The organism is Nocardioides sp. (assembly GCF_035429765.1).
Taxonomy (GTDB): Bacteria; Actinomycetota; Actinomycetes; order Propionibacteriales; family Nocardioidaceae; genus Nocardioides.
Genome location: NZ_DAOMFK010000026.1, coordinates 1 through 25,751 on the forward strand (window position 1 = coordinate 1; position 25,751 = coordinate 25,751).

At 72.0% G+C, this 25,751-nt stretch carries 21 protein-coding genes; 3 read left to right on the forward strand and 18 right to left on the reverse strand.

Annotated elements, in window-relative coordinates; genetic code table 11:
- A partial coding sequence (locus tag PLP61_RS04640) for a RecQ family ATP-dependent DNA helicase (RefSeq protein WP_324500836.1) occupies window positions 1-1,689 on the reverse strand: 1,689 nt, incomplete at its 3' end.
- A gap of 86 nt (window positions 1,690-1,775) precedes the next feature.
- On the opposite strand from PLP61_RS04640, the gene PLP61_RS04645 reads away from it, so the two are divergent.
- Window positions 1,776-2,852: an NAD/NADP octopine/nopaline dehydrogenase family protein gene (locus PLP61_RS04645; RefSeq protein ID WP_324500838.1), complete on the forward strand. Its 1,077-nt coding sequence runs from the start codon at window positions 1,776-1,778 to the stop codon at window positions 2,850-2,852.
- Here the strand turns inward: PLP61_RS04645 and PLP61_RS04650 are convergent.
- The 17 genes from PLP61_RS04650 to PLP61_RS04730 form a co-directional block, all read right to left on the reverse strand.
- A complete protein-coding gene (locus tag PLP61_RS04650) occupies window positions 2,754-3,635 on the reverse strand; it encodes a 2-phosphosulfolactate phosphatase (RefSeq protein WP_324500839.1) in 882 nt (293 codons plus the stop codon). The genes PLP61_RS04645 and PLP61_RS04650 overlap by 99 nt on opposite strands.
- Window positions 3,632-5,584: a M13 family metallopeptidase gene (locus tag PLP61_RS04655; protein ID WP_324500841.1), complete on the reverse strand. Its 1,953-nt coding sequence runs from the start codon at window positions 5,582-5,584 to the stop codon at window positions 3,632-3,634. Before PLP61_RS04655 ends, PLP61_RS04650 begins: the two co-directional genes overlap by 4 nt.
- Window positions 5,585-5,716: 132 nt before the next feature.
- Window positions 5,717-6,688, reverse strand: a complete 972-nt coding sequence (locus tag PLP61_RS04660) for an NADPH:quinone oxidoreductase family protein (RefSeq protein ID WP_324500843.1) — start codon at window positions 6,686-6,688, stop codon at window positions 5,717-5,719.
- A gap of 114 nt (window positions 6,689-6,802) precedes the next feature.
- Window positions 6,803-8,023 (reverse strand): M15 family metallopeptidase, encoded by a 1,221-nt coding sequence (locus PLP61_RS04665; protein ID WP_324500845.1) that lies wholly within the window; start codon window positions 8,021-8,023, stop codon window positions 6,803-6,805.
- Window positions 8,024-8,064: 41 nt separating this feature from the next.
- The gene (locus tag PLP61_RS04670) at window positions 8,065-9,042 is read right to left on the reverse strand and encodes an electron transfer flavoprotein subunit alpha/FixB family protein (RefSeq protein ID WP_324500847.1); all 978 of its coding nucleotides are present in this window, start codon (window positions 9,040-9,042) and stop codon (window positions 8,065-8,067) included.
- Entirely contained in the window at window positions 9,039-9,815 is a 777-nt protein-coding gene (locus PLP61_RS04675; RefSeq protein WP_324500849.1) for an electron transfer flavoprotein subunit beta/FixA family protein, read from the reverse strand. Before PLP61_RS04675 ends, PLP61_RS04670 begins: the two co-directional genes overlap by 4 nt.
- Window positions 9,812-12,328, reverse strand: coding sequence for a GcvT family protein (locus PLP61_RS04680; protein WP_324500851.1), 2,517 nt, complete (start codon window positions 12,326-12,328; stop codon window positions 9,812-9,814). Before PLP61_RS04680 ends, PLP61_RS04675 begins: the two co-directional genes overlap by 4 nt.
- Window positions 12,329-12,523: 195 nt before the next feature.
- Entirely contained in the window at window positions 12,524-13,510 is a 987-nt protein-coding gene (locus PLP61_RS04685; RefSeq protein WP_324500853.1) for an ABC transporter substrate-binding protein, read from the reverse strand.
- A gap of 64 nt (window positions 13,511-13,574) precedes the next feature.
- Window positions 13,575-15,614, reverse strand: a complete 2,040-nt coding sequence (locus PLP61_RS04690) for an ABC transporter permease (RefSeq protein ID WP_324500855.1) — start codon at window positions 15,612-15,614, stop codon at window positions 13,575-13,577.
- 1 nt (window position 15,615) lies between these two features.
- Window positions 15,616-16,677 (reverse strand): quaternary amine ABC transporter ATP-binding protein, encoded by a 1,062-nt coding sequence (locus PLP61_RS04695; RefSeq protein ID WP_324500857.1) that lies wholly within the window; start codon window positions 16,675-16,677, stop codon window positions 15,616-15,618.
- Complete coding sequence (betA, locus tag PLP61_RS04700) at window positions 16,674-18,395, reverse strand: choline dehydrogenase (RefSeq protein WP_324500859.1); 1,722 nt, start codon at window positions 18,393-18,395, stop codon at window positions 16,674-16,676. Before betA ends, PLP61_RS04695 begins: the two co-directional genes overlap by 4 nt.
- On the reverse strand, window positions 18,392-19,873 hold the full coding sequence (locus PLP61_RS04705; protein WP_324500861.1) for an aldehyde dehydrogenase family protein: 1,482 nt from the start codon (window positions 19,871-19,873) through the stop codon (window positions 18,392-18,394). Before PLP61_RS04705 ends, betA begins: the two co-directional genes overlap by 4 nt.
- A 178-nt stretch (window positions 19,874-20,051) precedes the next feature.
- Window positions 20,052-20,609: a DUF3349 domain-containing protein gene (locus PLP61_RS04710; RefSeq protein WP_324500863.1), complete on the reverse strand. Its 558-nt coding sequence runs from the start codon at window positions 20,607-20,609 to the stop codon at window positions 20,052-20,054.
- Window positions 20,610-20,628: 19 nt separating this feature from the next.
- The gene (locus PLP61_RS04715; RefSeq protein WP_324500865.1) at window positions 20,629-20,937 is read right to left on the reverse strand and encodes a hypothetical protein; all 309 of its coding nucleotides are present in this window, start codon (window positions 20,935-20,937) and stop codon (window positions 20,629-20,631) included.
- A 14-nt stretch (window positions 20,938-20,951) separates the two neighbouring features.
- Window positions 20,952-22,169, reverse strand: coding sequence for an inorganic phosphate transporter (locus tag PLP61_RS04720; RefSeq protein ID WP_324500867.1), 1,218 nt, complete (start codon window positions 22,167-22,169; stop codon window positions 20,952-20,954).
- Between the two features lie 109 nt (window positions 22,170-22,278).
- Window positions 22,279-23,067: an IclR family transcriptional regulator gene (locus PLP61_RS04725; RefSeq protein WP_324500869.1), complete on the reverse strand. Its 789-nt coding sequence runs from the start codon at window positions 23,065-23,067 to the stop codon at window positions 22,279-22,281.
- Between the two features lie 26 nt (window positions 23,068-23,093).
- Entirely contained in the window at window positions 23,094-24,533 is a 1,440-nt protein-coding gene (locus PLP61_RS04730) for a trimethylamine methyltransferase family protein (RefSeq protein ID WP_324500871.1), read from the reverse strand.
- Window positions 24,534-24,637: 104 nt separating this feature from the next.
- Here PLP61_RS04730 and PLP61_RS04735 point away from each other — a divergent pair, with 104 nt between their 5' ends.
- Entirely contained in the window at window positions 24,638-25,411 is a 774-nt protein-coding gene (locus PLP61_RS04735; protein ID WP_324500873.1) for an IclR family transcriptional regulator, read from the forward strand.
- Window positions 25,408-25,751: B12-binding domain-containing protein (locus PLP61_RS04740; protein ID WP_324500876.1), on the forward strand; the 344-nt coding region annotated here is incomplete at its 3' end. The genes PLP61_RS04735 and PLP61_RS04740, both read left to right, overlap by 4 nt.

Genomic DNA, 25,751 nt, shown 5'->3' on the forward strand with positions numbered 1-25,751 from the left:
GAGCTCCTCGAGGCGGGGGGGAACGTCGACGGGGAGCCGGGCGACGGCGCGGCCCTCCCCGCCAGGCTCGCGGATCCGCCCGCTCCACGGCACACCCAGGGACCCCAGCCCCGTCGGCCACAGCGTCCGCGGCTCGAGGACGACACCCGGCCGGGCCAGCCGCTCCTCGGCCGCCGCCACGGCGGGCGCGGTCACCTCCAACGGCAGGCTCAGCCCGCCGCACGTGTCGCACCGGCCGCAGGGCTCGGCTCCAGGGTCGTCGAGCTGGTCGCGCAGGAACCACATCCGGCAGCGGGGGGTGCCGAGGTAGGCGAGCATGGCAGCCTGCTCCCGGTCGCGGGCCTCCGCGACCCGTCGGTAGCGCTCCGCGTCGTAGCGCCACGGCACGCCGGTGGCGACCCAGCCGCCGGCAACACGCCGTACCGCCCCGTCGACGTCGAGCACCTTCAGCATCGTCTCGAGCCGGGTGCGGCCCAGCTCCACGTGCGCCTCGAGCGCAGGGGTGCTCAGCGGGCGGTCGGCGCCAGCCAGGACGGCCAGGGTCTGGCGGACCAGGGGCTCGGGCGGGAAGGCCAGGGACGCGAAGTAGCTCCAGATGTCGCGGTCCTCCGGCTGGGGCAGCAGCACCGCGGTGGCCCGGTCCGTGCCGCGGCCGGCCCGGCCGACCTGCTGGTAGTAGGCCACCGGCGACGGGGGCGCACCCAGGTTGACCACGAAGCCGAGTGACGCGTCGAACCCCATGCCGAGGGCGGAGGTCGCGACCAGCGCCTTGACCCGGCCGGCGAGGAGGTCCTCCTCCAGGGCGAGCCGCTCGCCGGGGTCGGTCTGGCCGGAGTACGCCGCCACTGCGTGTCCCCGGGAGCGCAGGTAGTCGGCGACCTCCGCGGTGGCGGCCACCGTCAGGCAGTAGATGATGCCCGAGCCCGGCTGCTCGGCGAGGTGGTCGGCCAGCCAGGCCAGCCGCTGCGCCGCGGACGGGAGCCTCACCACGCCCAGCCGCAGCGACTCGCGGTCGAGCGAGCCGCGCAGCACCAGCACCTCCGGCTCCCCGGTGGCCGGGCCGGGGGCGAGCTGCTCGGCCACGTCCGCGGTGACCCGGGCGTTGGCGGTCGCTGTCGTGGCGAGCACCGGGATCCCTGCCGGTAGGTCGCCCAGCAGCGTGCGCAGCCGGCGGTAGTCGGGACGGAAGTCGTGGCCCCAGTCGGAGATGCAGTGCGCCTCGTCGATGACGAGCAGGCCGGTGGTGGCCGCGAGCCGGGGCAGCACCTCGTCGCGGAAGCCCGGGTTGTTGAGCCGCTCGGGCGAGACCAGCAGCACGTCGACCTCGCCGGCGGCGATCGCCCCCCGCACCTCCTCCCACTGCTCCACGTTGGCGGAGTTGAGGGTCACCGCCCGGATCCCGGCACGCTCGGCCGCCGCGATCTGGTTGCGCATCAGCGCCAGCAGCGGTGAGACGATCACCGTGGGCCCGGCCCCCCGCGCCCGCAGGAGGGCGGTGGCCACGAAGTACACCGCGGACTTGCCCCACCCGGTGCGCTGCACCACCAGCGCCCGCCGCCGCTCGACGGCCAGCGCCTCGATCGCGGCCCACTGGTCCTCCCGCAGCACGGCCGCGGGCGTACCGACCAGGGCGCGCAGGTGCGCCTCGGCCTCCTGGCGTACGGCGGCGGCCTGGTCGGTGCTGGTCACCCGCCCTGTCTACCAGCGGGTGGGGACACCGCCGGTGGGTGGCAGGGTCTAGCGTGTGGGCAAGGCGTCTGGGGAAGGAGCAGCCGATGCGGGTGGCGGTCCTGGGGTCGGGCAACGGCGGTCTGGCAGTGGCGTTCGACTTCGCCCAGCACGAGCACGAGGTGGCGCTCTTCGACCTCCCCGGGTTCGAGGCCAACCTCATCGCGGTCAGCGAGGCGGGCGGGATCCACGCCGGCGGCGACCTGGAGGGGTTCGCGCCGGTCCGCTACGCCGGTCACGACGCCCGAGAGGCGCTCACGGACGCGGAGCTGGTCGTGGTCGTCGGCCCGGCGTACGCCACCGAGCCGCTCGCCGCCGCCGCGCGCGGCCACCTGGCGCCCGGCTCGGCGGTCCTGGTGTGCCCCTCCTCGTGCGCCGGCGCGATCGCCTTCAAGCAGGCTTCGGGCCTCGACCTCGCCGACGAGTCGATCACCGTGGGTGAGACCAGCACGCTGCCGTACGCCGTGCGGGTGACCCACCCGGGAACGATCAAGGTGTTCCTCAAGCTCACCGCGGGCATCTCGCTGGCCGGCCTGCCCCGCAGCGGGACGGCCCGGCTGCTCGACCTGGTCGCAGGGGTGTACCCGGGCATGGAGGCGGCCGGGAGCGTGATGCAGACGACGCTGCAGAACGGCAACCCGGTGATCCACCCCGCGGTCACCCTGCTCAACGCGGGACTGATCGAGCGGACCCACGGCGGCTTCCTGTTCTACGAGGAGGGTGTCACCGAGGGGGTGGGCCGGCTGATCGAGGCCGTGGACCGCGAGCGTCTCGCGATCGCCGCGGCGCTGGGGGTCCGGGTGCTCTCCGAGCCGGCCCTCGGCGTACGGCAGGGCTACATGGTGGAGGAGAACTACTCCACCGGCTACTCGACCGCCCCGGGCTTCCTCGGGATCGGCGCCCAGAAGCAGCTGGACAACCGCTACCTCACCGAGGACGTGGGCTACTCGCTGGTCTTCCTCACCGACCTGGCCGGTCGGCTCGGGATCCCGACACCGGTGATGGACTCGGTCGTCGCGATCGCCTCAGTCGTCCTGGCCCGAGACTTCCGCGCCGAGGCCGCGCGGACGCTGGACACCCTCGGGCTGGGACACCTGTCCGCCGTCGAGCTCGCCGCCCTCTGACCGCGGAGCCGCCCGGAACCCCTCCTCCCCCAGCACCGGCACCACGCCGGTCACATCGGTCCGGGCTGCGGTGGAGACGTCCTCGGGGAACCCGTCCGCGATCAGCTCCCGGCCGCCGGCGCAGGCCGCCAGCTCCTCGGCCAGCGTCAGTCGCACCGCTCGGAAGGCCTGCTCGGCGACCCGCGCCTCCGGGCTGAGACCGGTGACCCCGAGGTCCGCGACAGCGGCCAGCACCGCCCCCGCACCCCAGAGGTCCTCGACCGCAGGACGCAGCGAGCCGTCGGGCCACCGCTCACCCGCCGCGACCACCACGAGCGAGTCCGAGCCGAGGAGACGGGGGGCCAGCCAGCGCGCCACGGCGCCGCGGTTGCGCAGGGAGGCGGCCACCACGGTGGCTCCGGTCCCGGCCAGTGCCGCGCTGATCGCCGACCCGTTCGGCGACGGCAGCACCACGCGTCGCACCCCCACCGCCGTACGCAGCCGCGCCGGGGAGAGGCTGACGCCCCCACTCCGGCGCGCCTCGTGCCGGCCGACGGCCAGCACGGCGGCGTGCTGCGCGGCGTACGCCGCCGCGGACGGGTCGCGCCACGGGTAGGGCAGCACCTCGAGCCCACGCTCGACGCCGACCGTGACCGCGGTGGTGAAGGAGAGGATGTCGACGACCACCGCCAGCGCTGCTCCCTGCGCCGTGGCCTGCGCGCCGGTCGGCCCCCAGTCCAGCCGCACCCGGTAGGCGGCCTGGCGGTGCTCGGACCGAGCGCCCGCCGCGGGGGCGGAGCTCACCAGATCCGCACCCGTAGGGCCGGGTCCAGCCAGAGCCCGTCACCCTCCTGGGTGTCGAAGGCGGCGTGGAACTCGTCGAGGTTGCGCACGATGTTGGCGCGGAACTCCGGCGGGGAGTGCGGGTCGATGGTCAGGTACTGCAGCTCCTGCTCCTTGCGCCGCTTGGTGCGCCAGCAGAAGGCCCAGTTCAAGAACAGCGTCCGGCTCTCCTCGGGCGTCACCTCTCCCCCTCGGAAGATGGCGTAGGCCTTGTGCGCGATGGTCAGCCCGCCGAGGTCGCCGATGTTCTCCCCGACGGTCAGGGCACCGTTGACGTGCTCGCCGGGAAGGGCGCGCGGCTCGAACGCGTCGTACTGCGCGATCAACGCCTTGGACTTCACCTCGAAGGCCGCCTTGTCCTCCGGCGTCCACCAGTCGTGCAGGTTGCCGGCGCCGTCGTACTGAGCGCCCTGGTCGTCGAAGCCGTGGCCGATCTCGTGCCCGATCACCGCGCCGATGCCCCCGTAGTTCTCCGCGGCGTGCGCGTCGGGGGAGAAGAACGGCCTCTGCAGGATCCCGGCGGGGAAGCAGATCTCGTTGGTCCCGGGGTTGTAGTAGGCGTTGACGGTCTGCGGCAGCATGAACCACTCGTCCCGGTCGACCGGCGCGCCGATCTTCGCCAGCTGGCGCGCGGTCTCGAAGTGCGAGGCGGCCGCGACGTTGGCGACGAGGTCGTCGGGGACGACCTGCAGGGTGGAGTAGTCGCGGAACCGGTCGGGGTAGCCGATCTTGGGCCGGAACGTGTCGAGCTTCTCGTAGGCGCGCTGCTTGGTCTCCTCACCCATCCAGCCCAGGGCCGCGATGGACTCGCGGTAGGCGCGCAGCAGGTTCGCGACCAGGTCGTCCATGAGCGCCTTCGAGGTGGGCGGGAAGTGCCGGGCGACGTACTCCTTGCCGACCGCCTCGCCGATGGCCCCCTCCACGAAGGACACCCCCCGCTTCCAGCGGGCGCGCAGCTCGGGGGTCCCGCTCAGGGTCCGGCCGTAGAAGTCGAAGTTGGTCTCCACGAAGTCGTCGGTGAGGTAGGGCGCGAGCGACCGCAGCACGCGGGAGACCAGCCACACCTTCCAGTCCTCGACCGACACCTCCTCCAGGACCACGCACAGGTGGGCGAAGAAGGACGGCTGCATGACGATGGTCTCGGCCAGCGTCTGCCCGTCGCCGCCGATGTTGGTGGCGTAGGCGTCCCAGGCGAAGCCGGGCGCCAGCTCGCCGAGCTCCGCGCGGGTCATCAGGTTGTAGGTCTTCTGCACGTCGCGGGTCTCCGCCCGCTCCCAGTGACCCTTGGCGAGCAGGGTGTCGATCTCGAGGATCCGGGCGGCCTCGGCCGCCGCTCCCTCGCGGCCTGCGAGGGAGAGCATCCGGGTGAGGTAGGCGACGTACTTCTCGCGGACCTCCGCGAACTTGTCCTCGCGGTAGTAGCTCTCGTCCGGCAGGCCCAGCCCACCCTGGACCAGGTGCACCAGGTAGCGGTCGGAGTTGCGGGCGTCGGTGTTGACGTAGGAGCCGAACAGCCCCACCCCGCCGTTCCGCTCGAACTCGCCGAGGAAGGCCGCGAGGTCGGCCACGTCACGCAGGCCCTCGATCGCGGTGAGGTACGGCGTGAGCGGCGCGAGGCCACGGGCGGCGATCGTCTCCTCGTTCATGAACGAGGCGTAGAGCGCGGCGATCTTCGCGGCCTCCTCACCGAGGCCCTCCTCGCCGACCCGGGCCCGCTCGGTGAGATCCTCGATGATCGCGTGGACCTGCTGCTCGGCCACCTCGGTCAGCTCGAGGAACGGGCCCCAGCTGGAGCGGTCGGCGGGGATCTCCGTCTGGGCCAGCCAGGTGCCGTTGACGTGCCCGAAGAGGTCGTCTTGGGGTCGGATGGCGAGGTCCATGCCCGCCCGCGCGTCGTCGAGAATGCTCACGAGGGGAGAGCCTAGCCCCGGTGACCGACCTCTTTCCGCCCCGCGCGGTGCAAATCTTTCGCCGACCCGGCACAAATTGCGGACGACCCGGCACAGATGGCACGCGACCCGGCACGAATGGCGGGCCCCGGGCTAGCCGCTGACCCGGACCACCAGCTTCCCGACGGCCCGGCGACCGTCCAGGTCGGCCAGGGCGCGGGTGAACTCCTCGAGCGGGTACGTCGCGCCGATCGGCGGCTTGACCACCCCGGACTCGATCATCGGCAGCAGCTCGGCCCACTGCTGGTGCAGGTAGCCCGGCCGGACCATGGCATAGGCGCCCCAGCCCACGCCGCGCACGTCGACGTTGGTGAGCAGCAGCCGGTTCACCTTGACCTCAGGGATGCCCTGCCCCGCGGCGAACCCGACGACCAGCAGCCGGCCCTGCGGCGCGAGCACCCGCAGCGAGTCGGTGAAGGCCTCGCCCCCGACCGGGTCCATCACCAGGTCGACGCCCGTGCCGCCGGTCAGCGCGACGACGGCGTCGCGGAAGCCCTCGAGGAGGACGGTCTCGTCGGCGCCGGCCGCGCGGGCCACCAGCGCCTTCTGCTCGGTGGACACGACCGCGATCGTGCGGGCGCCGTACCCCTTGGCCACCTGGATGGTCGCCGTCCCGACGCCGCCCGCGGCCCCGTGGACCAGGACCGTCTCCCCGGGGCGGATCCCCCCGCGCTCCTTCAGCGCGAACTGCGCGGTGAGGTAGTTCATCGGCAGCGCCGCGCCCTCCTCGAAGGACAGCCTGCCGGGGAGCGGGAGCACGAACGAGCCTGGCACGCAGATCCGCTCGGCCGCCGCCCCGTGGGGGACCACCCCGGCCACCCGCTGGCCCGGGGCGAGGCCCGACGAGCCCGCCGAGACCACCAGGCCGGAGAAGTCCGCTCCGAGCGTGAAGGGGGGCTCGGGGCGCAGCTGGTAGAGACCCTTGCTCAGCAGCAGGTCGGGGAAGGCCACCCCCACCGCGTGGACCTCCACGAGCACGTCGTCCGGCCCGGGAGTGGGCTCGGCGACCTCGCGGATCTCGACCCCGTCGGGCCCGGACGTGGTGACCACCTGGACTGCGCGCATGCCTGCGATCGTAGGGGTCGACCCTGGGCAGCTCGGTCGGGGCTCCTCTGCCGATTGGACCCAAACGACAGGTATTCGGCCGGGATTTCTGTCGATTGGGTCCAAACGACAGCCTCAGCGAGGCTGGACCAGGGCGTTCATCTCGAAGTGCATCGGGTCCGTCCAGGCCCAGTCGCCGCCCCAGGCGAAGCCCCACTTCTTGAAGATCGCCACGACGCGGCGGTCGATCTCCCCGACCGTCCCCCGGCGGTTGCCCGGCACGTTGAGGTCCAGGGCGATGCCGAAGGAGTGCAGGCTGAGCTGGGTGGTTCCGGCGATGTAGCGCGGGTAGTAGCAGCCGGCGTACTCGTCGGGGTGGATCGCGCCGGCCAGCCCGTCCATCACCACCTCGGTCAGGGCCGCGCGCAGCTGGGGCAGCATGACCCGGTGGCAGGTCACGCGGCCCAGGATCGGGACCTCCTCGGTCCGGATGTTGGCCGCGACCCAGGCGGGGTCCGGGGCGATCCGGCCGTGGTCGAGGACGACGTAGGAGAAGGTGCCGACGCTCTGCGCGACCGAGCCTCCGGTGAGGAAGGCCGTCTGCCGCACCGAGGTGTCGAGGTCCGGGCCGAGGATCTGGACCGACGCCTGGTCGCCCACGATCCGCTCGATCGCCGGCCGCACCCGCTGCGGGGCGACCAGCCGACCGGTGGAGACCAGCAACGCGTTGCCCATCCTCATCCCGAGGTCCTCGCCCCACCGCTCGTTGACCACCGCGTCGACCCGGGGGATCTGCGGGGCGAGCGCACCGACGTGCACCCCGGGCGCGTCGCTGTCGTTGCCCAGACGCAGCACCCCGCCGGGATCCGCGAGCCGGCGCCCCAGCCACGGGGTGATCGCGACCTCGCCCTCGGCCACCCGCGTCCACACCGGACGCAGCCGAGCGCTGGTGACGGGGGTGAAGCGGCGGTACGTCGCGGGGTCGACCGCGGCCACCGTGATCACCCGGTTCTCGATGCCGACCTGGGCCAGCGACAGCTGCTCGGTCGCGCCGACACCGGGCAGCCGGGCGACCCGGGCGACCGTCCGCGGCGACAGCGGCTGCTGGCTGTAGACGAGCAGGTCGGCAGGCAGGAGCGGGTCGCGCAACGGCCCGGGGGGCGACACGGCGTGGGCCGGGTCACCGGGTACGGCGGTCGTCCCCGGCCACGGGTCGGGCGTGGCCGGGCTCCCGCTCGAGGAGGCGGAGGGTGTGGGCTGGACCCCGGGGCTGGCGTCGCTGCCGCCGGTGCAGCCCGACGTCGCCACCAGCGCCAGCGCGGCGGCGACGGTCCGTCCCCTGAGGCCTCGTGGCATCGCACCCCCTGAGGTCAGGGTAGGCGCGTCCGCAAGCCCGGTCAGGGGCGCCGGCGGCGGAGCTCCTCGTTGATCGCGGGCACCACCTCGTGCATGTCGCCGATGACGGCGTACGTCGCCTTGGTGACCATCGGCGCCTCCGCGTCGGTGTTGATCGCCAGGATCACCTTGGAGGACGCGCAGCCGGCCCAGTGCTGGATCGCCCCGCTGATGCCGCAGGGGATGTAGAGCTCCGGGGAGATCCGGGTCCCGGTCTGGCCCACCTGCTCGTGGTGGGGGCGCCAGCCCAGCGATGTGACCACCCGGGAGACGCCCAGCGAGCCGTCGAGGAGCTCGGCGAGCTCCAGCACCCCCGCGAAGCCGTCCGGCCCCCCGGCGCCCCGGCCGGCGCCGACGACGACGCGGGCCGACTTCAGGGTGCCGCCCTCGCCGGCCGGGCGCTCGTCGGTGGCGACCACCCGGGTCACCAGGTCGGCGGGGGCGATCTCCGGCGCGAAGGGCCGCAGGGTGCCGGGGCCGGCGGTCTCGGCAGGCACCGCCTCGACCGCGTGCCCGGCGACGGCGAAGACGGCGGGCCGCTCGTCGAGCAGCATCTGCTCCAGCACGGCGCCGCCGACCACCTGCCGGGTCACCACGAACGGCGCCAGACCCTCGAAGCCGACCACGTTGGCGGCCATCGCCACCCCGGCCCGGGCGGCGACGTGGGCGAGCACCTCGCAGCCGCGGTTGGTGCCGCCCGCCATCACCACCACCGCGCCCGTCGCCTGCTGGGCCGCCTGCACCGCGGCGGCGGATGCGGCGGCGGAGTACGCCGAGAACGCCTCGCCCGTGGCCACGTGCACGTCGCGCACGCCGTACGCCGCGAGCTGGTCGCCGAGGCCGGCCGGAAGGTCGCCGACCACGACCGCGTCGACCGGGACCCCTCCCCCGGCCGCGGACAGCGACCGGGCGAAGGTGACCGCCTCCAGGGACACCTCGGTCGACTCCTCCGAGTCGGTCTCCACCCAGACCAGGATCACCGGGTCACCCCCAGGCTCTCGAAGAGGTCGCACACCGCGCCGGCCGTCTCCGGTCCCTCGCCGAGGACCTGCACCTGGCTCGGGACGGGCGGCGGCACGGTGAGCCGCACCCGCTTCGGGCCGGCCGGCGCGCCGGTGGGCGGGCGCTGCTCGATCGCGACCTTCTTGGCCTTCATCCGCCCGGAGACCGTCGGGTAGCGCGGCTCCACGCCGCCCTCGAGGACCGTGACCACGGCCGGCAGGGGCAGCCGGAAGGTCTCCTGCCCGGTGGGGCCCTCCCCGCGTGCGACGGCGACCCCCTCGGCGACCTCGACGGTGGCGATGCCCGCCACGACCGGGCGGCCCAGCTCGTAGGCGAGGCGCACCCCCACCTGGAAGTCGCCGCTGTCGGCCGCGTCGTTCCCGAGCAGGACCAGGTCGTGCCGGCGGCCCTCCGCCTCGTGCGCCCGCACCACCGCGGCGATCTCCCGCGCCACGTCCGCGGGCCCGAAGCCGGTGGCGTCGGCCTCCACGTGCGTGGCGGCCGTGCACCCGAGGGAGAGGGCCGCACGCAGCTGCTCGGCCGCCTCGGCCGCGCCGAGGGTGAGCACGGTGGCCTCACCGCCGGTGGCGGCCGCGACCTGTACCGCGATCTCGATGGCACAGCTCTCGTGGGCGCTGGTGGTGAACCCGACGTACCTCCCGTCGACCGCCTGACCGTCCTCGGTGAGCAGCACCTCCCCCGAGGTGTCGGGCACCCGCTTGATGCAGACCAGGACGTTGGTCACGCTCATCCGCGGACCCGCTCGTTCTCCGGGTCGAACAGCGGGGTGGCGTCGACGGAGGCCACGGTGACGGGGTACAGCTCCTCCATGTAGGAGACCGCGAGCCCGTTGCCCAGCGTCGCCTGCTCCGGCGGGAGGTAGGCCATCAGCACGTGCTTGCCCAGGCTGGGCGCGGAGCCGGCGCTGGTGACGTACGGGTGGTGCCCGTGGCCGTCGGTGAGCTGGCCGCCGTCGCGGGTGAGGATCGGCTCGCCGCCGAGCATGTAGCGCTTCACGCCCGAGGCCGAGGTGTGGTCGTCGACGGTCATCGTGCACAGGACCGCCTTCGGCGCCTCGGCACGCTGTGCGAGGTAGGCCTCCTTGCCGATGAAGTCGGGGGCCTTCACCTTGGGCCGCTGCATCCCCGCCTCCACGATCGACCGCTCCGCGTCCAGCTCGGTGCCGAAGGCGCGGTAGCCCTTCTCGATGCGGCCGGTGGTGCCGTAGACGCCGATGCCGACCGGGACGGCGCCGTGCTCCCTGCCCGCGGTGTGCAGCATGTCCCACAGGCGGGCACCCTGCTCGATGGGCACGTACAGCTCCCAGCCCAGCTCGCCCACGTAGGAGATCCGCGACGCGAGCACCATCAGGGAGTCCAGCTCGATCTCGCGGCAGGTGCCGAAGGGGAAACCCTCGTGCGAGACGTCGGCCCGGGTGAGCGAGGCGACGACGTCGCGGGCGCGGGGACCCCAGATCCCGATGGTGGTGTACCCCGAGGTCAGGTCGGCCACGGTGGCCCGGCCGTTCTCGCGGGCGATCTGGGTGAACCACTTCTTGTCGACCATGCCGTGGGCGCCGCCGGTGACCACCCGGAAGTGCTCGTGGCCCAGCCGCATCACGGTCAGGTCGGAGACGAAGCCGCCCTTGGCGTCGAGCACCGGGGTGTAGACGACCCGCCCGACGGGGACGTCGCACTGGGCGACGCACGCCCGCTGGACGACGTCGAGCGCGCCGGGCCCCGTCACGTCCAGGACGACGAAGGCCGAGAGGTCCACGATCCCTGCGGTCTCGCGCATCTGGAGGTGCTCGGCGTTGATGATCGGCGACCACCAGCGGGCGTCCCACTCGTGCTCGCGGGGCATCGCGGCGTCGCCGTACTTCTCCAGCAGCGGCGCGTTGGACTCGTACCAGAACGGGCGCTCCCAGCCGGCCGCCTCGAAGAACACCGCGCCCAGCTCCTGCTCCGAGGCGTACATGGGGGCGACCCGCTGCGGGCGGTCGGACTCGTACTGCTCGCCGGGGTGGACGATCCCGTAGGTCTTGTTGAACGCCTCGCTGGTCCGGGCCCGCACGTGCGCGCGCGTGCGCTGGTGGGGGTAGAAGCGAGCGATGTCGGAGTGGGAGATGTCGACCTCGGAGTGGCCGTAGGTCATCTGCTCGGCGACCGCCCGGCCGGTGCCCGGCCCCTCCTTGATCCAGATCGCCGCGGCCGACCACAGGTTGCGCACCTCGGGGGTCTCGCCGAGGATCGGGAACCCGTCGGGGGTCAGCGAGAGCAGGCCGTTGATGGCGTAGCGGATCTCGGCGCCCTCGGCCCCGAGCAGGTCGGGCATCAGCTCGAAGGCCTGCTCCAGCTGGGGGTCGAAGTCCTCCTCGGTGAAGGGCATCTCGGTCGGGGAGAGCCTGGCCTGCTCGATGCTCGGGATCTCCTCGGGGTCGTGCAGGATCGGCCGGTGGGCGTAGGAGCCGACCTCCATGTCGGCGCCGTGCTGCCGCTCGTAGCAGAAGGTGTCCATGTCCCGCACGATCGGGAAGGAGATCTCCCCCTCCCTCTCGGCCAGCTGGGGGCAGGGGCCGACGGAGATCATCTGGTGCACCGCCGGCGTGAGCGGGATGTGCGCACCGGCCATCGCTGCCAGCTTCGGGCTCCACACGCCGCACGCGATCACGACGTACTCGGTGTCGATGTCGCCCTTGTCGGTCCGCACCCGCGCGATGCGACCCTCCTCGACGTCGAGGCCGAGCACCTCGGCGTTCGGTACGACGGTGAGCGCGCCCAGCTCCATGGCTCGCTCGCGCATGATGGTGCCGGCCCGGAGCGAGTCGACCACGCCCACGCCGGGGGTGTAGAAGCCGCCGAGGACCACGTCCTTCTCCAGGAAGGGCACCATCTCCTGGATCTCCTCGGGGGTGACCAGGCGGGCCTCGATGCCCCAGGCCTTCGCCGAGGACATCCGCCGGCGCAGCTCCTCCATCCGCTCCTCGGTGCGGGCGACCTCGATGCCGCCGGACCGGGTGAAGACGCCCATCTCCTGGTACTGCCTGACCGAGTCGAAGGTCAGGTCCGTCATCTCACGGGAGTGGTCGACCGGGAAGATGAAGTTCGACGCGTGGCCGGTGGAGCCGCCGGGGTTCGGCAGCGGGCCCTTGTCGAGCTGGACGATGTCGCGCCAGCCGAGGTTGGCCAGGTGCCAGACCAGGCTGTTGCCGACGATGCCGGCGCCGATGACGACCACGCGGGCGGAGGCCGGGACGTCTGCCATGGGAGTCCTTCCAGTTGCATATGGCGCAACACGTTGCGTGATGTGGAACACCGCAAGGATCAACGGGCGCCGTCGGACCTGTCAAGGTCCACCCGCCGACCCGTCGCAGTTTGCCCGCCGACCCGTCACAAATGGCGCGACGACCCGTCACAAATGGCGCGCTCCACGCTGCCATTTGTGACGGGTCGGCCCGGGTCAGCCGGCGAGCCAGGCGTCCACCTTGTCCTGGTTCTCCGAGACCCACTTGGCGGCGGCGTCCTCGGGCGACATCTTGTCCGCGGTGATGTACTTGGCGACCAGGTTCTGGTCGTCGTTGGTCCAGTTGAAGTTCTTCACCAGGGTGGCCGCGGTCGAGCCGGAGTCCATGAACTCCGTGCGGCCGACCTTCTTCAGCTCGGTCTCGGCGTAGTCGCAGGCGACCTTGGCCTTGTCCTGGTCGCAGCCGGGGGTGTACGGAGGCAGCTTGACGCGCTCCAGCGGCACCTCGGCGTGCACCCACTGCGGCTCCCAGAAGTAGCCGATCAGCCACTCCTTGTTCTTCTGGGCCTTCTCGAAGGCCTCCACCGTGGCGGTCTCACCGCCGGAGAAGACCACCTTGAAGTCCAGGCCGAGGTTCTTGATGATCGCCTCGTCGTACTGGGTGTACGTCGGGTCGGAGCCCAGGAACTGGCCCTGGTCGCCGGACTCGGAGGTCTTGAAGTCCGAGGCGTACTTGTTGAGGTTCTGGTAGTCGAGCACGTCGGGGTGCTCCTCGGCCAGCCAGCCGGGGACGTACCACCCGATGATGCCCACGTTCCCCGGCGAGCCCAGGTCGACGGCGCTGCCGTCGGACTCGGCCTGCTGGAGCTCGGCCTGGTGCGACCACTCCTCGAGGATCACGTCCCCGTCACCGCTGCCCAGGGCCGCGTACGACGGGCCGCCCTCCTTGAGGTCGACGTAGTTCACCGTGCAGCCCAGCTGCTCGGCGGCGACGTTGCCGACCACGTAGGCGTCGGCGGTGTAGCCGACCCAGGGGTTGACGATGATGTTGAACTCGCCGCACTCGCCCCCCGCCGCAGCGGCCTTGGACTCGTTGGCCTGCTCGGCCTCGCTCACCGAGCCGCCCCCACAGGCCGCCAGGGCGAGCACGGCGATGGAGGCGACCGCGCCGACGCGCACGCCCCGGTTCTTCAGATACCGCACTTGGTTCCTCCTTGTTGTCGCGTCGCCTGTGCGACCCGTGTCCTGAACTCCGCGGAGCAGCTGGTCACCAGCCCCCCCGGAAGACCACCCGCCGCCAGCCGGTCAGCTGGAGGCTGCGCTGCGCGGCCTCGGAGACGCCGCCGGCCCGCTCGGCCGCCGCCCGGGCGACCCGGTCGATCCAGATGCCCAGCAGCACGATCGACAGCCCTGCGGCGAGCCCCTTGCCCCAGTACTCCGAGTGCGCCAGCCCGAGCACCACGTCGTACCCGAGCGCCTGGGCGCCGACGAGGCCGCCGATCACGACCATCGACAGCACGTAGAGCAGGCCCTGGTTGGTGGCGAGCACGATCGACCCCTTGGCCATCGGGAGCTGGACCTTGGTGATCTCCTGGAGCTTCGTGGAGCCGGTGGAGCGGCCGGCCTCGACGGTCCCCGGCGAGACGCCTCGTACGCCGTCGGCCACCAGCTTGATCGCCGCGGGTGCGGCGTAGATGATGCCCGCCACGATGGCGGTGAACCGGGTGGAGCCGAACAGGGCGAGCACCGGGATCAGGTAGACGAACGCCGGGATGGTCTGCCCCGCGTCGAGGACGGGTCTGATCGCGATGTCGGCAGCCCTGCTGCGCGCCATCCAGACGCCGAACACCAGGGCGAGCACCATCACCAGCAGGGTCGCCACCAGTGTCATGTTGAGCACGATCATGGTGTCGTGCCACAGGTCCAGGAAGTACAGGCCGGTCAGGCACAGCGCCGACGGGAGCAGCGCCTTCCGGCCGCCGATCACGAGCGCGAGCAGGAACAGGCCGAGGAAGCTCAGCCACCAGGGCGAGTTGGCCAGCAGCTCCTGCATCGGGTTGAGCAGGCTGTAGGTGACGAAGTCCTTGAAGGCACCCGCGCCGGAGTCGACGGCTGAGACGAAGGACTCCATCCAGGCGTCCGCCTTGTCCGCCACCGTGCGCCCCCACTCGGTCTCGGGGAAGATGGCGGCGTCCAGGGAGTAGCGGGAGTACCACACGCAGAAAGCGACCGGGACCAGCAGACCCCCCAGCACCAGCCGACGCGTGTGGGGGTTCTCCCCGCCCCCGCGGGCCACCCTCTCGGAGCGCTCACTGGCCGCCGTGGTGGTGCGGTCGAGCATGATCCCCATCAGCACGATCAGCAGGCCGGGCACCAGGCCGCCGCCGAAGTCGTTCTGGGTCAGCGCCTGGAGCACCGGCTTCCCGAGGCCGGGACCGTTGATGTACGACGCGATGATCGCCATGGACAGCGCGGCCAGGATCGTCTGGTTCAGCCCGAGGATGATCGTCTTGCGCGCCATCGGGATCTGCACCTTGGTCAGGCGCTGCCAGGTCGTCTGCCCGAGCGAGTCGGTCGCCTCGATGGCGACCGGGGAGACGTCACGGATGCCGAAGCCGGAGATCCGCACGATCGGCGGAAGCGCGTAGGCGAGGGTGCAGATGACCGCGGTCGCCGCGCCGACGCCGAACAGGACGACCACGAAGATCAGGTAGACGAACGTCGGCATCGTCTGCAGCAGGTCCAGGAGCAGGGTCAGCACGCGCGCGGCCCGGGGGCTGAGCGCGATCCAGACCGCCATCGGGAAGCCGATGAGGACCGCGAAGCTCACCGACACCAGCGTGACGATGAGCAGGTCCATCGAGTCCTCCCAGTAGCCGAAGACTCCGAAGGACAGGAAGGACACCAGGATCAGCAGGGCGATCCGCCAGTTCGCGACGGCGTACCCGATCCAGGTCACGATGGCCACCACGCCGAGCCAGCCGATCGTCGGCGCCGGCCGTGGCGGGACGGGCGCCGCGATCAACCCGTGCAGCCAGTCGACGATCGCGTTGATGAAGTCGGCGATCGCCTGGGTGAACGCGCTTCCGCTCAGGTGGCTGCCGAGGTCGGCGAGCCTCTCGTGGAACGGCGTCTGGTCCAGGCCGCCGACCGGCATGGTGTTCTCACCCTTGGTGAAGCTCCACATGACGATCCAGCCGGCCAGGACGGCCAGGCCCAGTGCCCAGCGCGGCACCCGGCGGGGCTCCTCGGGCACGGGGGGCGGAGCACCGGGCTCGACCGGGCGCTCCAGGGTGGCGGTAGCCATCTCAGGCCTCCTCGGCCACGACGACCCGCAGGATGTCCTCGTCGTCGACCACGCCGACGATCTGGTCGCCGTCGGCGACACGCACCGGCCCCTGGTTCTCCAGCACGGCCCGGGCGGCGTCACGGACCACCTGCTCGGCCTGGAGCACCGGACCGTCGACCTGCTGCCCCTCGTAGGGGCGCATCACCCAGCGCAGGGTGAGCACGTGGGACTTCGGCACATCGGAGACGAAGTCGCGCACGTAGTCGTCGGCCGGGGCCCCGACGACCTGGTCCGGGCGGCCCACCTGAATGATCTCGCCGTCCCGCATGATCAGGATCCGGTCGCCCAGCTTCAGGGCCTCGGCCAGGTCGTGGGTGATGAAGACCATCGTCTTGCCGAGCTCGTGGTGGAGCCGGATGACCTCGTTCTGCATGTCCCGGCGGATCAGCGGGTCCAGCGCCGAGAACGGCTCGTCGAAGAGCAGCAGCTCGGGGTCGCTGGCCAGCGCGCGGGCCAGTCCGACCCGTTGCTGCATGCCGCCGGAGAGCTGGTCGGGGTAGGAGTTCTCGTAGCCGGCCAGTCCCACCAGCTCGGTCACCCGGAACGCCGTGGCCCGGCGCTCGCGCTTGCCGACCCCGCGGATCTCCAGGCCGTACCCGACGTTGTCCACGACCCGCCGGTGCGGGAGCAGGCCGAAGTGCTGGAAGACCATCGAGACGTGGTGCCGACGCAGCTCGCGCAGCTGGCTCTCCGACGCCGCGGAGATGTCCTGTCCGTTGATCAGCACCTCGCCCTGGGTGGGCTCGATGAGCCTGGTCAGCAGGCGCACCAGGGTGGACTTGCCCGACCCCGAGAGGCCCATCACCACGAAGACCTCGCCCGGCGCGACGTCGAAGGAGACGTCCTTGACCCCGACGACGCAGCCGGTCTTGGCCTTCAGCTCGGCCCTCGAGAGGTCGGCGTCGGGGGTGCCGATGATCTTGTCCGCCTTGGGGCCGAAGATCTTCCACAGCGCCCGCACCGACAGCGCGGCGTCCTTGTTCGGCTGCGGGCTCAGCTCGGCCTTGCCGTCGACGCTCATGGCTGCTCCTTGCTGTTGCGGGGGTCGCCGGGCGGGTAGAGCGGCAGCCCGGCACCGTGGCGGTAGTAGGGCACCTGCGACGCGGGAAGGGGCGTGTTGCCCAGGAGCAGGTCGGCGGCCTTCTCGGCGACCATCATCACCGGGGCGTAGATGTTGCCGTTGGTGACGTAGGGGAACACGCTGGCGTCGACGACCCGCAGCCCCTCGAGCCCGTGCACCTTCATCGACGTCGGGTCGGTGACGTCGTCCGGGCCGGTGCCCATCTTGGCGGTGCAGCTGGGGTGCAGCGCGGTCTCGGCGTCGGCGCGCACCCAGTCCAGGATCTCCTCGTCGGTCTCCACCGACGGCCCCGGCGAGAGCTCGCCGCCGTTGAAGGGGGCGAACGCCGGTTGGGTGAGGATCGCCCGGGACACCCGGACCGCCTCCACCCACTCCCGTCGGTCGTTCTCGGTCGAGAGGTAGTTGAACAGCATCCGCGGGTGGCGGCGCGGGTCGGTGCTGGCGATCCGCACCCAGCCGCGGGTGTCGGCGTACATCGGGCCGACGTGCACCTGGTAGCCGTGCCCCTCGGTGGGCGAGCTGCCGTCGTAGCGGATCGCCACCGGCAGGAAGTGGAACATCAGGTTCGGCCAGCCGACCTCGTCGTTGCTGCGGCAGAAGCCGCCGCCCTCGAAGTGGTTGGTGGCGCCGAGGCCGGACCGGTGGACCAGCCAGTCGTAGCCGATCCGCGGTCGCTTGCGCCACTTCAGCCCCGGAGCGATGGAGACCGGCTGGGTGGAGGCGTACTGGATGTAGACCTCGAGGTGGTCCTGCAGGTTCTCACCGACGCCGGGGAGCTCGTGCACCATGCGTACGCCGAGCGGCTCGAGGTGGGCGGGGTTCCCGACCCCCGAGAGCTGGAGCAGCTGCGGGGTGTTGATCGCGCCCCCGCACAGGACGACCTCGCCGGCCCGCACGCTGCGCGGCAGCCGTCCGCCGCGCAGGTAGTCCACGCCGACGGCGCGTGAGCCCTGGAAGTTCACCGCGGTGACGTGCGCCAGCGTCTCGACCCTCAGGTTGGGTCGGTCCATCACCGGGTGCAGGTAGGCCCGCGCGGCCGAGAGCCGCCGCCCCTGGGAGATGTTGCGGTCGAAGGGCGCGAAGCCCTCCTGCCGGTACCCGTTGACGTCGTCGGTGAGCGGGTAGCCGGCCTGCTGGGCGGCCTCGAAGAACGCCCCGAAGAGCGGGTTGCGGGCGGGGCCCCGCTCCAGCACCAGGGGTCCGCTGCCGCCGCGCCAGGTGTCCGCGCCCCGCCGCCCGTCGGCGAGGAAGAGCGACTCCATCCGCTTGAAGTAGGGCAGGCAGTGCAGGTAGTCCCAGTGCTCCATCCCCGGGTCGGCGGCCCACCGCTCGTAGTCCATCGGGTTGCCGCGCTGGAAGATCATCCCGTTGATCGAGGAGGAGCCGCCCAGCACCTTGCCGCGGGCGTGGTAGATGCGGCGGCCGTTCATGGCGGGCTCGGGCTCGGTCTCGTACTTCCAGTCGTAGAGCCGGTTGCCGATCGGGAAGGGAAGCGCCGCGGGCATGTGGATGAAGGGGTCGATCCGGAAGTCGCTGCGTCCCGCCTCCAGGACCAGCACGCTCGTGCCCGGGTCGGAGGAGAGCCGGTTGGCCAGCGCGCTCCCGGCGGACCCTCCCCCCACGATCACCCAGTCGTAGCTGTCCGCCCGTCTGCTCATGCGAACCATCCCTGGGGAGCCGGCGCGAGGTTGCGCCAGATGTGCTTGGTCTCGCGGTACTCCTCCAGCCCGGCGAGGCCGAGCTCACGGCCGATCCCGGACTGCTTGTAGCCGCCCCACTCCGCCTGGGCGACGTAGGGGTGGTAGTCGTTGATCCACACCGTGCCCATCCGCAGCCGCGCGGCGACCCGGTCGGCACGCGCGTCGTCGCTGGTCCACACGGCCCCGGCGAGGCCGTAGACCGTGTCGTTCGCGAGCCGGACCGCCTCGTCCTCGTCGGTGAAGGTCTCCACGGTGAGCACCGGCCCGAACGACTCCTCCTGCACACAGCGCATCGAGGCGTCGCAGTCGTCGAGGACGGTCGGCGCGAAGAACCACCCGCGCGAGAGGTCGGTGTCCCCGGTCCCGCCGGACACCACCCGCTCGCCGCCGACCCGCAGCGTGGCTCCCTCGGCGACGGCGTTCTCGACGTACGCCGTGACCTTGGCCAGGTGCTGCTCGGAGATCAGCGCGCCGGTCTGCGCCGCAGCGTCGAACGGTCCGCCCAGGCGGATCGCCCGGGCACGGGCGACCAGGTCGGCCACGAACCCGTCGTGCATGGACTCCTCGACGAGCAGCCGTGCGCCGGCGGAGCAGACCTGGCCGGAGTGGAGGAAGACCGCGGTCAGCGCCATGTCCAGGGCGGCGTCCCGGTCGGCGTCGGCGAAGACGATGTTGGGGTTCTTCCCGCCGAGCTCGAGCGCGACACGCTTCACGGTGCCCGCCGCTGCGACCATCAGGTGCTTGCCGGTGGATATCCCGCCGGTGAAGGAGACCAGGTCCACCCGCGGGTCGGTGGACAGCGGTGCCCCGGCGTCGGGCCCCGCGCCGAGCACCAGGTTGCCCACGCCGGGGGGCAGTCCCGCCTCCTCCAGGAGCCGCATCAGGTGGATCGCGGTGTGCGGGGTGAGCTCGCTGGGCTTGAGCACGAAGGTGTTGCCCGCGGCCAGGCAGGGGGCGACCTTCCAGGACACCTGCAGGAGCGGGTAGTTCCAGGGAGTGATCAGGGCGCACACCCCGACCGGCTCGTGGACCACCCGCGCGGACACGTCGTCGCGCCCGGCGTCGATCCGGCGCTCGTGGTCGTCGCGGACCAGCCTCCCGTAGTAGCGGAAGACCGAGGTGACGTCGTCGATGTCGTACTCGCTCTCGACCAGCCGCTTCCCGGTGTCCAGGGACTCCATGCGGGCCAGGTCGGCGCGGTCGCGCGGCAGCAGGTCGGCGACCGCCAGCAGGAGGTCGCCCCGGTCCGCGGCGGGAGTGCCGGGCCACGGCCCTTCGTCGAAGGCCCGCCGCGCGGCGCCGATCGCGGCCAGCGTGTCGGCGGCCGCGGCCTCGTCGACCTCGGCGACCAGGGACCCGTCGGCGGGGCAGCGGATCTCCCGGCGGCCCCCGGCGCGCGCCGGGACCCAGCGCCCGTCCACGTAGAGCTCGGCCACCTGATCCCTTCCCGGAGGCGTCACCACCGAGGTGTTGCGCACCACGCAACTCGGTGCCCCACCCGCAACGCTTCCAGGGCTGAGCATCACTGTGACCCAGGCCACTCGTCAAGGTGTCGCCCGGCACCGTGACGCACCGGTGACCTTGGCACGCGGGCGGTCGCCCCGGTCCGGTGGGTCAGTCGAACTCGACCGGCCAGCCCTTCTTGCGCAGGTGCTCGGTGACCCGGGCGATGTCCTCCTGCGTGGGCGGCTCGTTGATCTGGTGGGCGATCGCGTCCTCGATGTCGGACTGGTCCGGGGAGAGCAGCCCGTTGGCCTTCAGCTCCCTGGTGATCGCCTTGACCTCGCGCTTGGTCAGCCGCCGCTCCAGGATCGCGACCAGCGGGATGTAGTCCCGGTCCGGCACCCCCTCGGGGTAGCCGGCCCGCAGCCAGGCCACCACGCCGCCCAGCGCCCGCTGGAGGACGGTGCCGTCCTCACCGGGGACCTCCCCCACCGGGTCGGCCAGCGGCCACCCGGCAGCGACCAGGCGGGCGGCCACCCGCGCGACGTCCTCAGGTGCGGTCGGCGCCGGTCTGGACCCGAGCAGGGTCGCGACCGCAGCGAGCTGGTCACCGGAGAGGTGCTCGTCGAGCACGCGCAGCAGGGCGGCGTGGTCCTCCGGGGGTACGCCGTCGGGGTAGGCCGCGCGCACCCAGCCCAGCACCCTGTCCAGCGCCGCGGCGCGGCTCATCGGGATCCCTCTCTCGTGTTCAGGACTTCGGCACCAGCGTGGGCCAGCCGTGCTCGAAGCTGACGACCTTGCCCGTGCCCGCGCCGATGATGACCAGGAGCCCGACCACCACCGCGAAGACCACCAAGGCGAAGCAGAGCCACGCCACGGCCCTGCGCACCGCGGAGGGGCGGTGGCTCACCACGGTCCCGTCGGGACCCACGGTGTCCTCGGCTCCGGCGAGCATGCGGACCCCCAGGGCGAAGACCACCGGGAGGCCCGCCCCCAGCAGCAGCCCGGCCCACAGCACCCGGCCGGCCGCGTCGAACACCAGTCGTACCGTGTCCATCGCCTGGGCTCCTCTCACGCGACCCGGGAGGGCGCCTTGCGGACCTTCTGCCCGCCCTCCCAGATCTCGTCGACGTTGTGCTGGTCCACCTGGTGGTGGCGGGACTGGACGTACATGGAGGCGGCCCCGGCGGCGAGCAGGGCCATGATCACACCCGCTCCGACGTACCCGCCCAGGCGGTCGCCGATGAACCACATCAGCGCGCCGACCATGCCGGCTGCCGGCAGCGTGGTGGCCCACGCCATCGCCATCCGACCGAAGACGCCCCAGCGCACGTGCGCGCCGGGCCGGCCGACGCCGCTGCCCAGGATCGAGCCGCTGGCCACCTGGGTGGTGGACAGGGCGAAGCCCAGGTGGGTGGAGGACAGGATCACCGACGCGGTCGCCCCGTCGGCCGACATGCCCTGCGGTGCGGAGATCTCCACCAGGCCCTTGCTCAGCGTGCGGATGATCCGCCAGCCGCCCAGGTAGGTGCCGGCGGCGATCGCGAAGGCGCAGACGACCTTGACCCAGAACGGGATGGCGTCGGTCTGCGTCCACGACCCGTAGGCGATCAGCGCCAGAGTGATCACGCCCATGGTCTTCTGCGCGTCGTTGGTGCCGTGGGCCAGGGAGACGAGCGAGGCGCCGCCGATCTGGCCCCACCGGAACCCGGACTTGGACCGGCGCGCGCTGATCCCGCCGACGATCTTGAACACCACCCAGGTGCCCACGGTCGCCACGAAGCCGGCGATCAGCGGCGACAGCAGCGCCGGCATGATGATCTTGCCGACCACCCCGTCGATCTTGCTGCCGTCCCCGACCCACTTCACGCCGTGCCCGCCGAGCGCCGCGATCGTCGCCCCGATGATCCCGCCGAACAGGGCGTGCGAGGAGCTCGAGGGGAGCCCGAGCAGCCAGGTGAACATGTTCCAGAGGATCGCGCCGACCAGACCCGCGAGGATGATCAGCAGCAGGGCCTGGCCGTTGTCGGCCATCAGCTCCGACTTCGGCGTCCCGTCGTCGTTCTGCAGCTTGACCACCGAGTTGGTGATGGTCAGCGCCACGGCCACGGACAAGAACGCACCGATCAGGTTCATGACCGCGGCCAGCGCGACCGCGGCCTTGGGTGCCAGGGCTCCGGTGGCGATCGAGGAGGCGACCGCGTTGGCGGTGTCATGGAAGCCGTTGGTGAAGTCGAAGAGAAGTGCGGTGCCGATCACGCACAGCAGGATGAACAGCGCGGCAGTCACGCTCTCACGATGAGGGTTCTCCGACCCTTTGCCAAATCAGGGTAGCGGTGTTCACCAACTGTTCATGTGGCCGGTCAGGCAAGCCTTTCCTACCCCTGCCGTCCCGGGGTCAGCGCTGGCCCCAGCCGAGGCGGTGGGAGACCTCGGCGGCCGCGGCCCGGAGCAGGACCACCACCTCCTGGACCCGCTCGGGTCCCAGCCGGAAGGTGGGGCCCGACACGCTCATCGTGGCGAGCACGTCGCCATGGGCGTTGCGGACCGGGGCGGCCACCGCGGTGAGCCCGACCTCCAGCTCGTCCACGGCAACGGCGTACCCCTGCTCGCGCACCCGGGCGAGCTCCTTGCGGAGCTGGCCCTTCCGGGTGATGGTCATGTCGGTGTACGCCGGGAGCGAGCCGAGCAGGTCGTCGAGCCGCTCGGCGTCGAGCCCGGCCAGCAGGACCTTGCCGTTGGAGGTGGCGTGCAGCGGGATGTGCTGGCCCACCCAGTTGTGCGGCTGCAGCGCGGAGGAGCCGGCCACCTGGTCCAGGTAGAGCGCCGCCCGGTCGGCCAGCACGGCGACGTTGACCGTCTCCCCGGTGTCGGCGGCAAGCTTGCGGCACACCGGCCGCGCCTCCTGCACGACGTCGAGCCGGGCGGTGGTCGCCCCGGCCAGGCGGAGCAGGCCGACCCCGAGCCGGTACTTGCCGCGCTCCTCGGTCTGCTCGACCAGCCCGTGGCCCTCCAGGGTCGCCATCAGCCGGAACGCGGTGGACTTGTGCACGCCGAGCGCGTCGGCGAGCTCGGTCACGCCCGCCTCTCCCGAGCGGGCCAGCAGCTCCAGGATCGACAGCGCGCGATCCACCGACTGCACGCCGCCCGGGGAGCCCGTTCCGCCCTCCGCACCGCCGTTGCTCATGACGCGACGTTAGTGCATGGGAGCGGTCAGTCCCCGAGCTCGGCGCGGCGGCGGACGACGTACTCCTCGAGCTCCTCGCGGACGGCGTCGTCCAGCGGCGGTGGCTCGAAGGTCTCCAGCCGCTCCCGCCAGATCCGCTCGGCGCGGGCCGCGGTGTCCTGCCCGCCGCCGCGCATCCAGCGCTCGTAGTTCTCCGAGGAGGACAGCATCGGCCGGTAGAAGCAGGTGCGGAACCGCTCCATGGTGTGCATCGCGCCGAGGAAGTGCCCGCCGTGGCCCACCTCCTCGTGGGCTCCGAAGGCCAGCGAGTCCTCGTCGATCTCCAGCGGGGTGAACTCGTGCTGGAGCATCTGGAGGATCTCCACGTCGACGATGAACTTCTCGTAGCCCGCCACCAGGCCACCCTCGAGCCAGCCCGCGGAGTGCATCACCCAGTTCGCCCCGGCCAGGAACGTCGGCAGCATCGTCATCAGGGCCTCGTAGCCGGCCTGGGCGTCGGGGACCTGGGAGGAGGTCAGCCCCCCGCCGGTGCGGAAGGGCAGCCCGAAGTGGCGGGCGATCTGACCCGTGCAGAGCAGCCCGACGCCGGACTCGGGGGTCCCGAAGGTGGGGGACCCGGACTGCATGTCGATGTTGGACAGGAACGAGCCGAACACCACCGGCGACCCCGGCCGGATCAGCTGCGAGAGCGCGATCCCCGAGAGCGCCTCGGTGATCTGCTGGACCAGCGCGGCCGGCACGGTCACCGGCGACATCGCACCCATCAGCAGGAAGGGCGTGAGGACCACCGCCTGGTTGGCCGAGGAGTACTCGAACTGGGCCTCGAGCATCCGGTCGTCCCAGCGCAGCGGCGAGTTGCAGTTGATGAGCGAGATGGTGGCCGGCGTCTGCTCGATCGCCTCCCGCGAGCCGAACAGGATCTCGGTCATCCTGATCGTGTCCGCGGCGTTGACCCCGGACACCACGTTGCCCATGTAGACCTTGTCGGTCAGCGTCTGCAGCGCGTAGACCATGTCGAGGTGACGGCTGTCCAGCGGTGCGTCGTTGGGCTCGCAGATCACCCCGCCCGCGGAGTCCAGCGCCGCGAACGACTGGGCCAGGCGGGTGAAGTTGCGGAAGTCGTCCATGGTCGCGTCCCGGCGTACGGCGCCCTCCCGCACGAACGGCGGGCCGTACACCGCGCCGAAGGCCATCGCGTCGCCGCCGATGTGGATCGAGTGCTCCGGGTTGCGCGCCTGCACGTCGAACTCTCGCGGCGCCTTGGCCACCTGCTCCAGCACGAAGTCGGGGTCCAGGAAGACGGTGTGGTCCTCCACCCGCTGGCCGGCCGCGGCGAAGAGGTCCAGCGCACGCTGGTCCATGAACTCCACGCCGATCTCGCTCATCAGCCGGCGCCAGCCGCGGTCGAGCGTGGCCATCGCCTCCTCCGAGAGGATGTCGTAGCGAGGCATCCGGTTGCGGAACATGCGATCTCCTTGACCCTCGTGGCGGCCTGGCCCCATCATGTGGAATCGGTGTTCCACATCATGGAACCACCACCACCACGGGTCAAGGAGGCGGGAGCTCGCGAATGGGCGACCACGGGACGGCGAGCGGCACCCAGGCGGTCGACCGCGCCGCGCTGCTGGTGTCCACGGTCGTGCTCGCCCCGGCCCCGCTGGCGTTCGCGGAGATCGCCGACGAGTGCGGGCTGCCGCGCTCCACCACCTCGCGGCTGCTCACCGCCCTGGAGCGCACCGAGCTGCTGGAGCGCAACGAGGCCGGCTCCTACGTGGCGGGCCCGCTGTTCTGGCGCTACGCCACCCGACACGACCCGTTCGAGGAGGTGGGCCGGCTGGCCCGACCGGTCCTGGAGCGGGTCGGCGCGGAGACCGGGGAGACGGTGAACCTCGGCATGCCCCGCGGCGAGCGGGTGGTGCACGTGGCCCAGGTGGACTCCCGGTTCCTGCTCGGCACCCGCGACTGGACTCAGGTCGAGGTGCCCCCGCACGCCTCGTCGCTGGGCAAGGTGCTCTACGCCTTCGACGCCTTGCCGCTGCCCACCGGAGAGCTGCCCGGGCTCACCGACCGGACGCTGGTGAGCCTGCCGGCGCTGCGGCGCGAGCTGGCCGAGGTACGCCGTCGCGGCTGGGCGACCACGGTCGACGAGCTGGAGCTCGGGCTGACCGGCATCGCGGCGCCGGTGCGCAACGCCCGCGGCGAGGTGATCGCCGCGCTGGGCATCTCTGGCCCCACTCCGCGGCTGGTGGAGCGGCTCGCACCGCTCGGCCGACTGCTGACCGACCAGGCGGAGCAGCTGACGGCGCTGCTCCGGCGACGTACCCCCGAGGAGGGTGTGGCATGACACCGGAGGAGATCCTGCGCGGTCTGTACGACGAGACGCTGGTGGGCAACGGGCCCCGGGTCCTCGAGCTCACGCACGAGGCGCTGGGCCAGGGCATGGAGCCGCAGACGCTGCTCTTCGACGCGCTGATCCCGTCGCTGGAGGAGGTCGGGGCGCGGTTCGAGCGCGGGGACTTCTTCGTCCCTGAGATGCTCGTCGCCGGCCGTGCGATGGCCGGGGCGATGGAGGTGCTGCGGCCGCTGCTGGCCGACACCGGCGTCGAGACGGTCGGCACGTTCCTGATGGGCACCGTCAAGGGCGACGTCCACGACATCGGCAAGAACCTCGTCAACATCATGCT

Bases quoted from the DNA above. Each gene is read 5' to 3' on its own strand.
- PLP61_RS04645 (WP_324500838.1), top strand. From the start codon at position 1,776: ATGCGGGTGGCGGTCCTGGGGTCGGGCAACGGCGGTCTGGCAGTGGCG.
- PLP61_RS04660 (WP_324500843.1), bottom strand. From the start codon at position 6,688: ATGCGCGCAGTCCAGGTGGTCACCACGTCCGGGCCCGACGGGGTCGAG.
- PLP61_RS04665 (WP_324500845.1), bottom strand. From the start codon at position 8,023: ATGCCACGAGGCCTCAGGGGACGGACCGTCGCCGCCGCGCTGGCGCTG.
- PLP61_RS04675 (WP_324500849.1), bottom strand. From the start codon at position 9,815: ATGAGCGTGACCAACGTCCTGGTCTGCATCAAGCGGGTGCCCGACACC.
- PLP61_RS04680 (WP_324500851.1), bottom strand. From the start codon at position 12,328: ATGGCAGACGTCCCGGCCTCCGCCCGCGTGGTCGTCATCGGCGCCGGC.
- PLP61_RS04690 (WP_324500855.1), bottom strand. From the start codon at position 15,614: ATGGCTACCGCCACCCTGGAGCGCCCGGTCGAGCCCGGTGCTCCGCCC.
- PLP61_RS04695 (WP_324500857.1), bottom strand. From the start codon at position 16,677: ATGAGCGTCGACGGCAAGGCCGAGCTGAGCCCGCAGCCGAACAAGGAC.
- betA (WP_324500859.1), bottom strand. From the start codon at position 18,395: ATGAGCAGACGGGCGGACAGCTACGACTGGGTGATCGTGGGGGGAGGG.
- PLP61_RS04710 (WP_324500863.1), bottom strand. From the start codon at position 20,609: ATGAGCCGCGCCGCGGCGCTGGACAGGGTGCTGGGCTGGGTGCGCGCG.
- PLP61_RS04715 (WP_324500865.1), bottom strand. From the start codon at position 20,937: ATGGACACGGTACGACTGGTGTTCGACGCGGCCGGCCGGGTGCTGTGG.
- PLP61_RS04725 (WP_324500869.1), bottom strand. From the start codon at position 23,067: ATGAGCAACGGCGGTGCGGAGGGCGGAACGGGCTCCCCGGGCGGCGTG.
- PLP61_RS04730 (WP_324500871.1), bottom strand. From the start codon at position 24,533: ATGTTCCGCAACCGGATGCCTCGCTACGACATCCTCTCGGAGGAGGCG.
- PLP61_RS04735 (WP_324500873.1), top strand. From the start codon at position 24,638: ATGGGCGACCACGGGACGGCGAGCGGCACCCAGGCGGTCGACCGCGCC.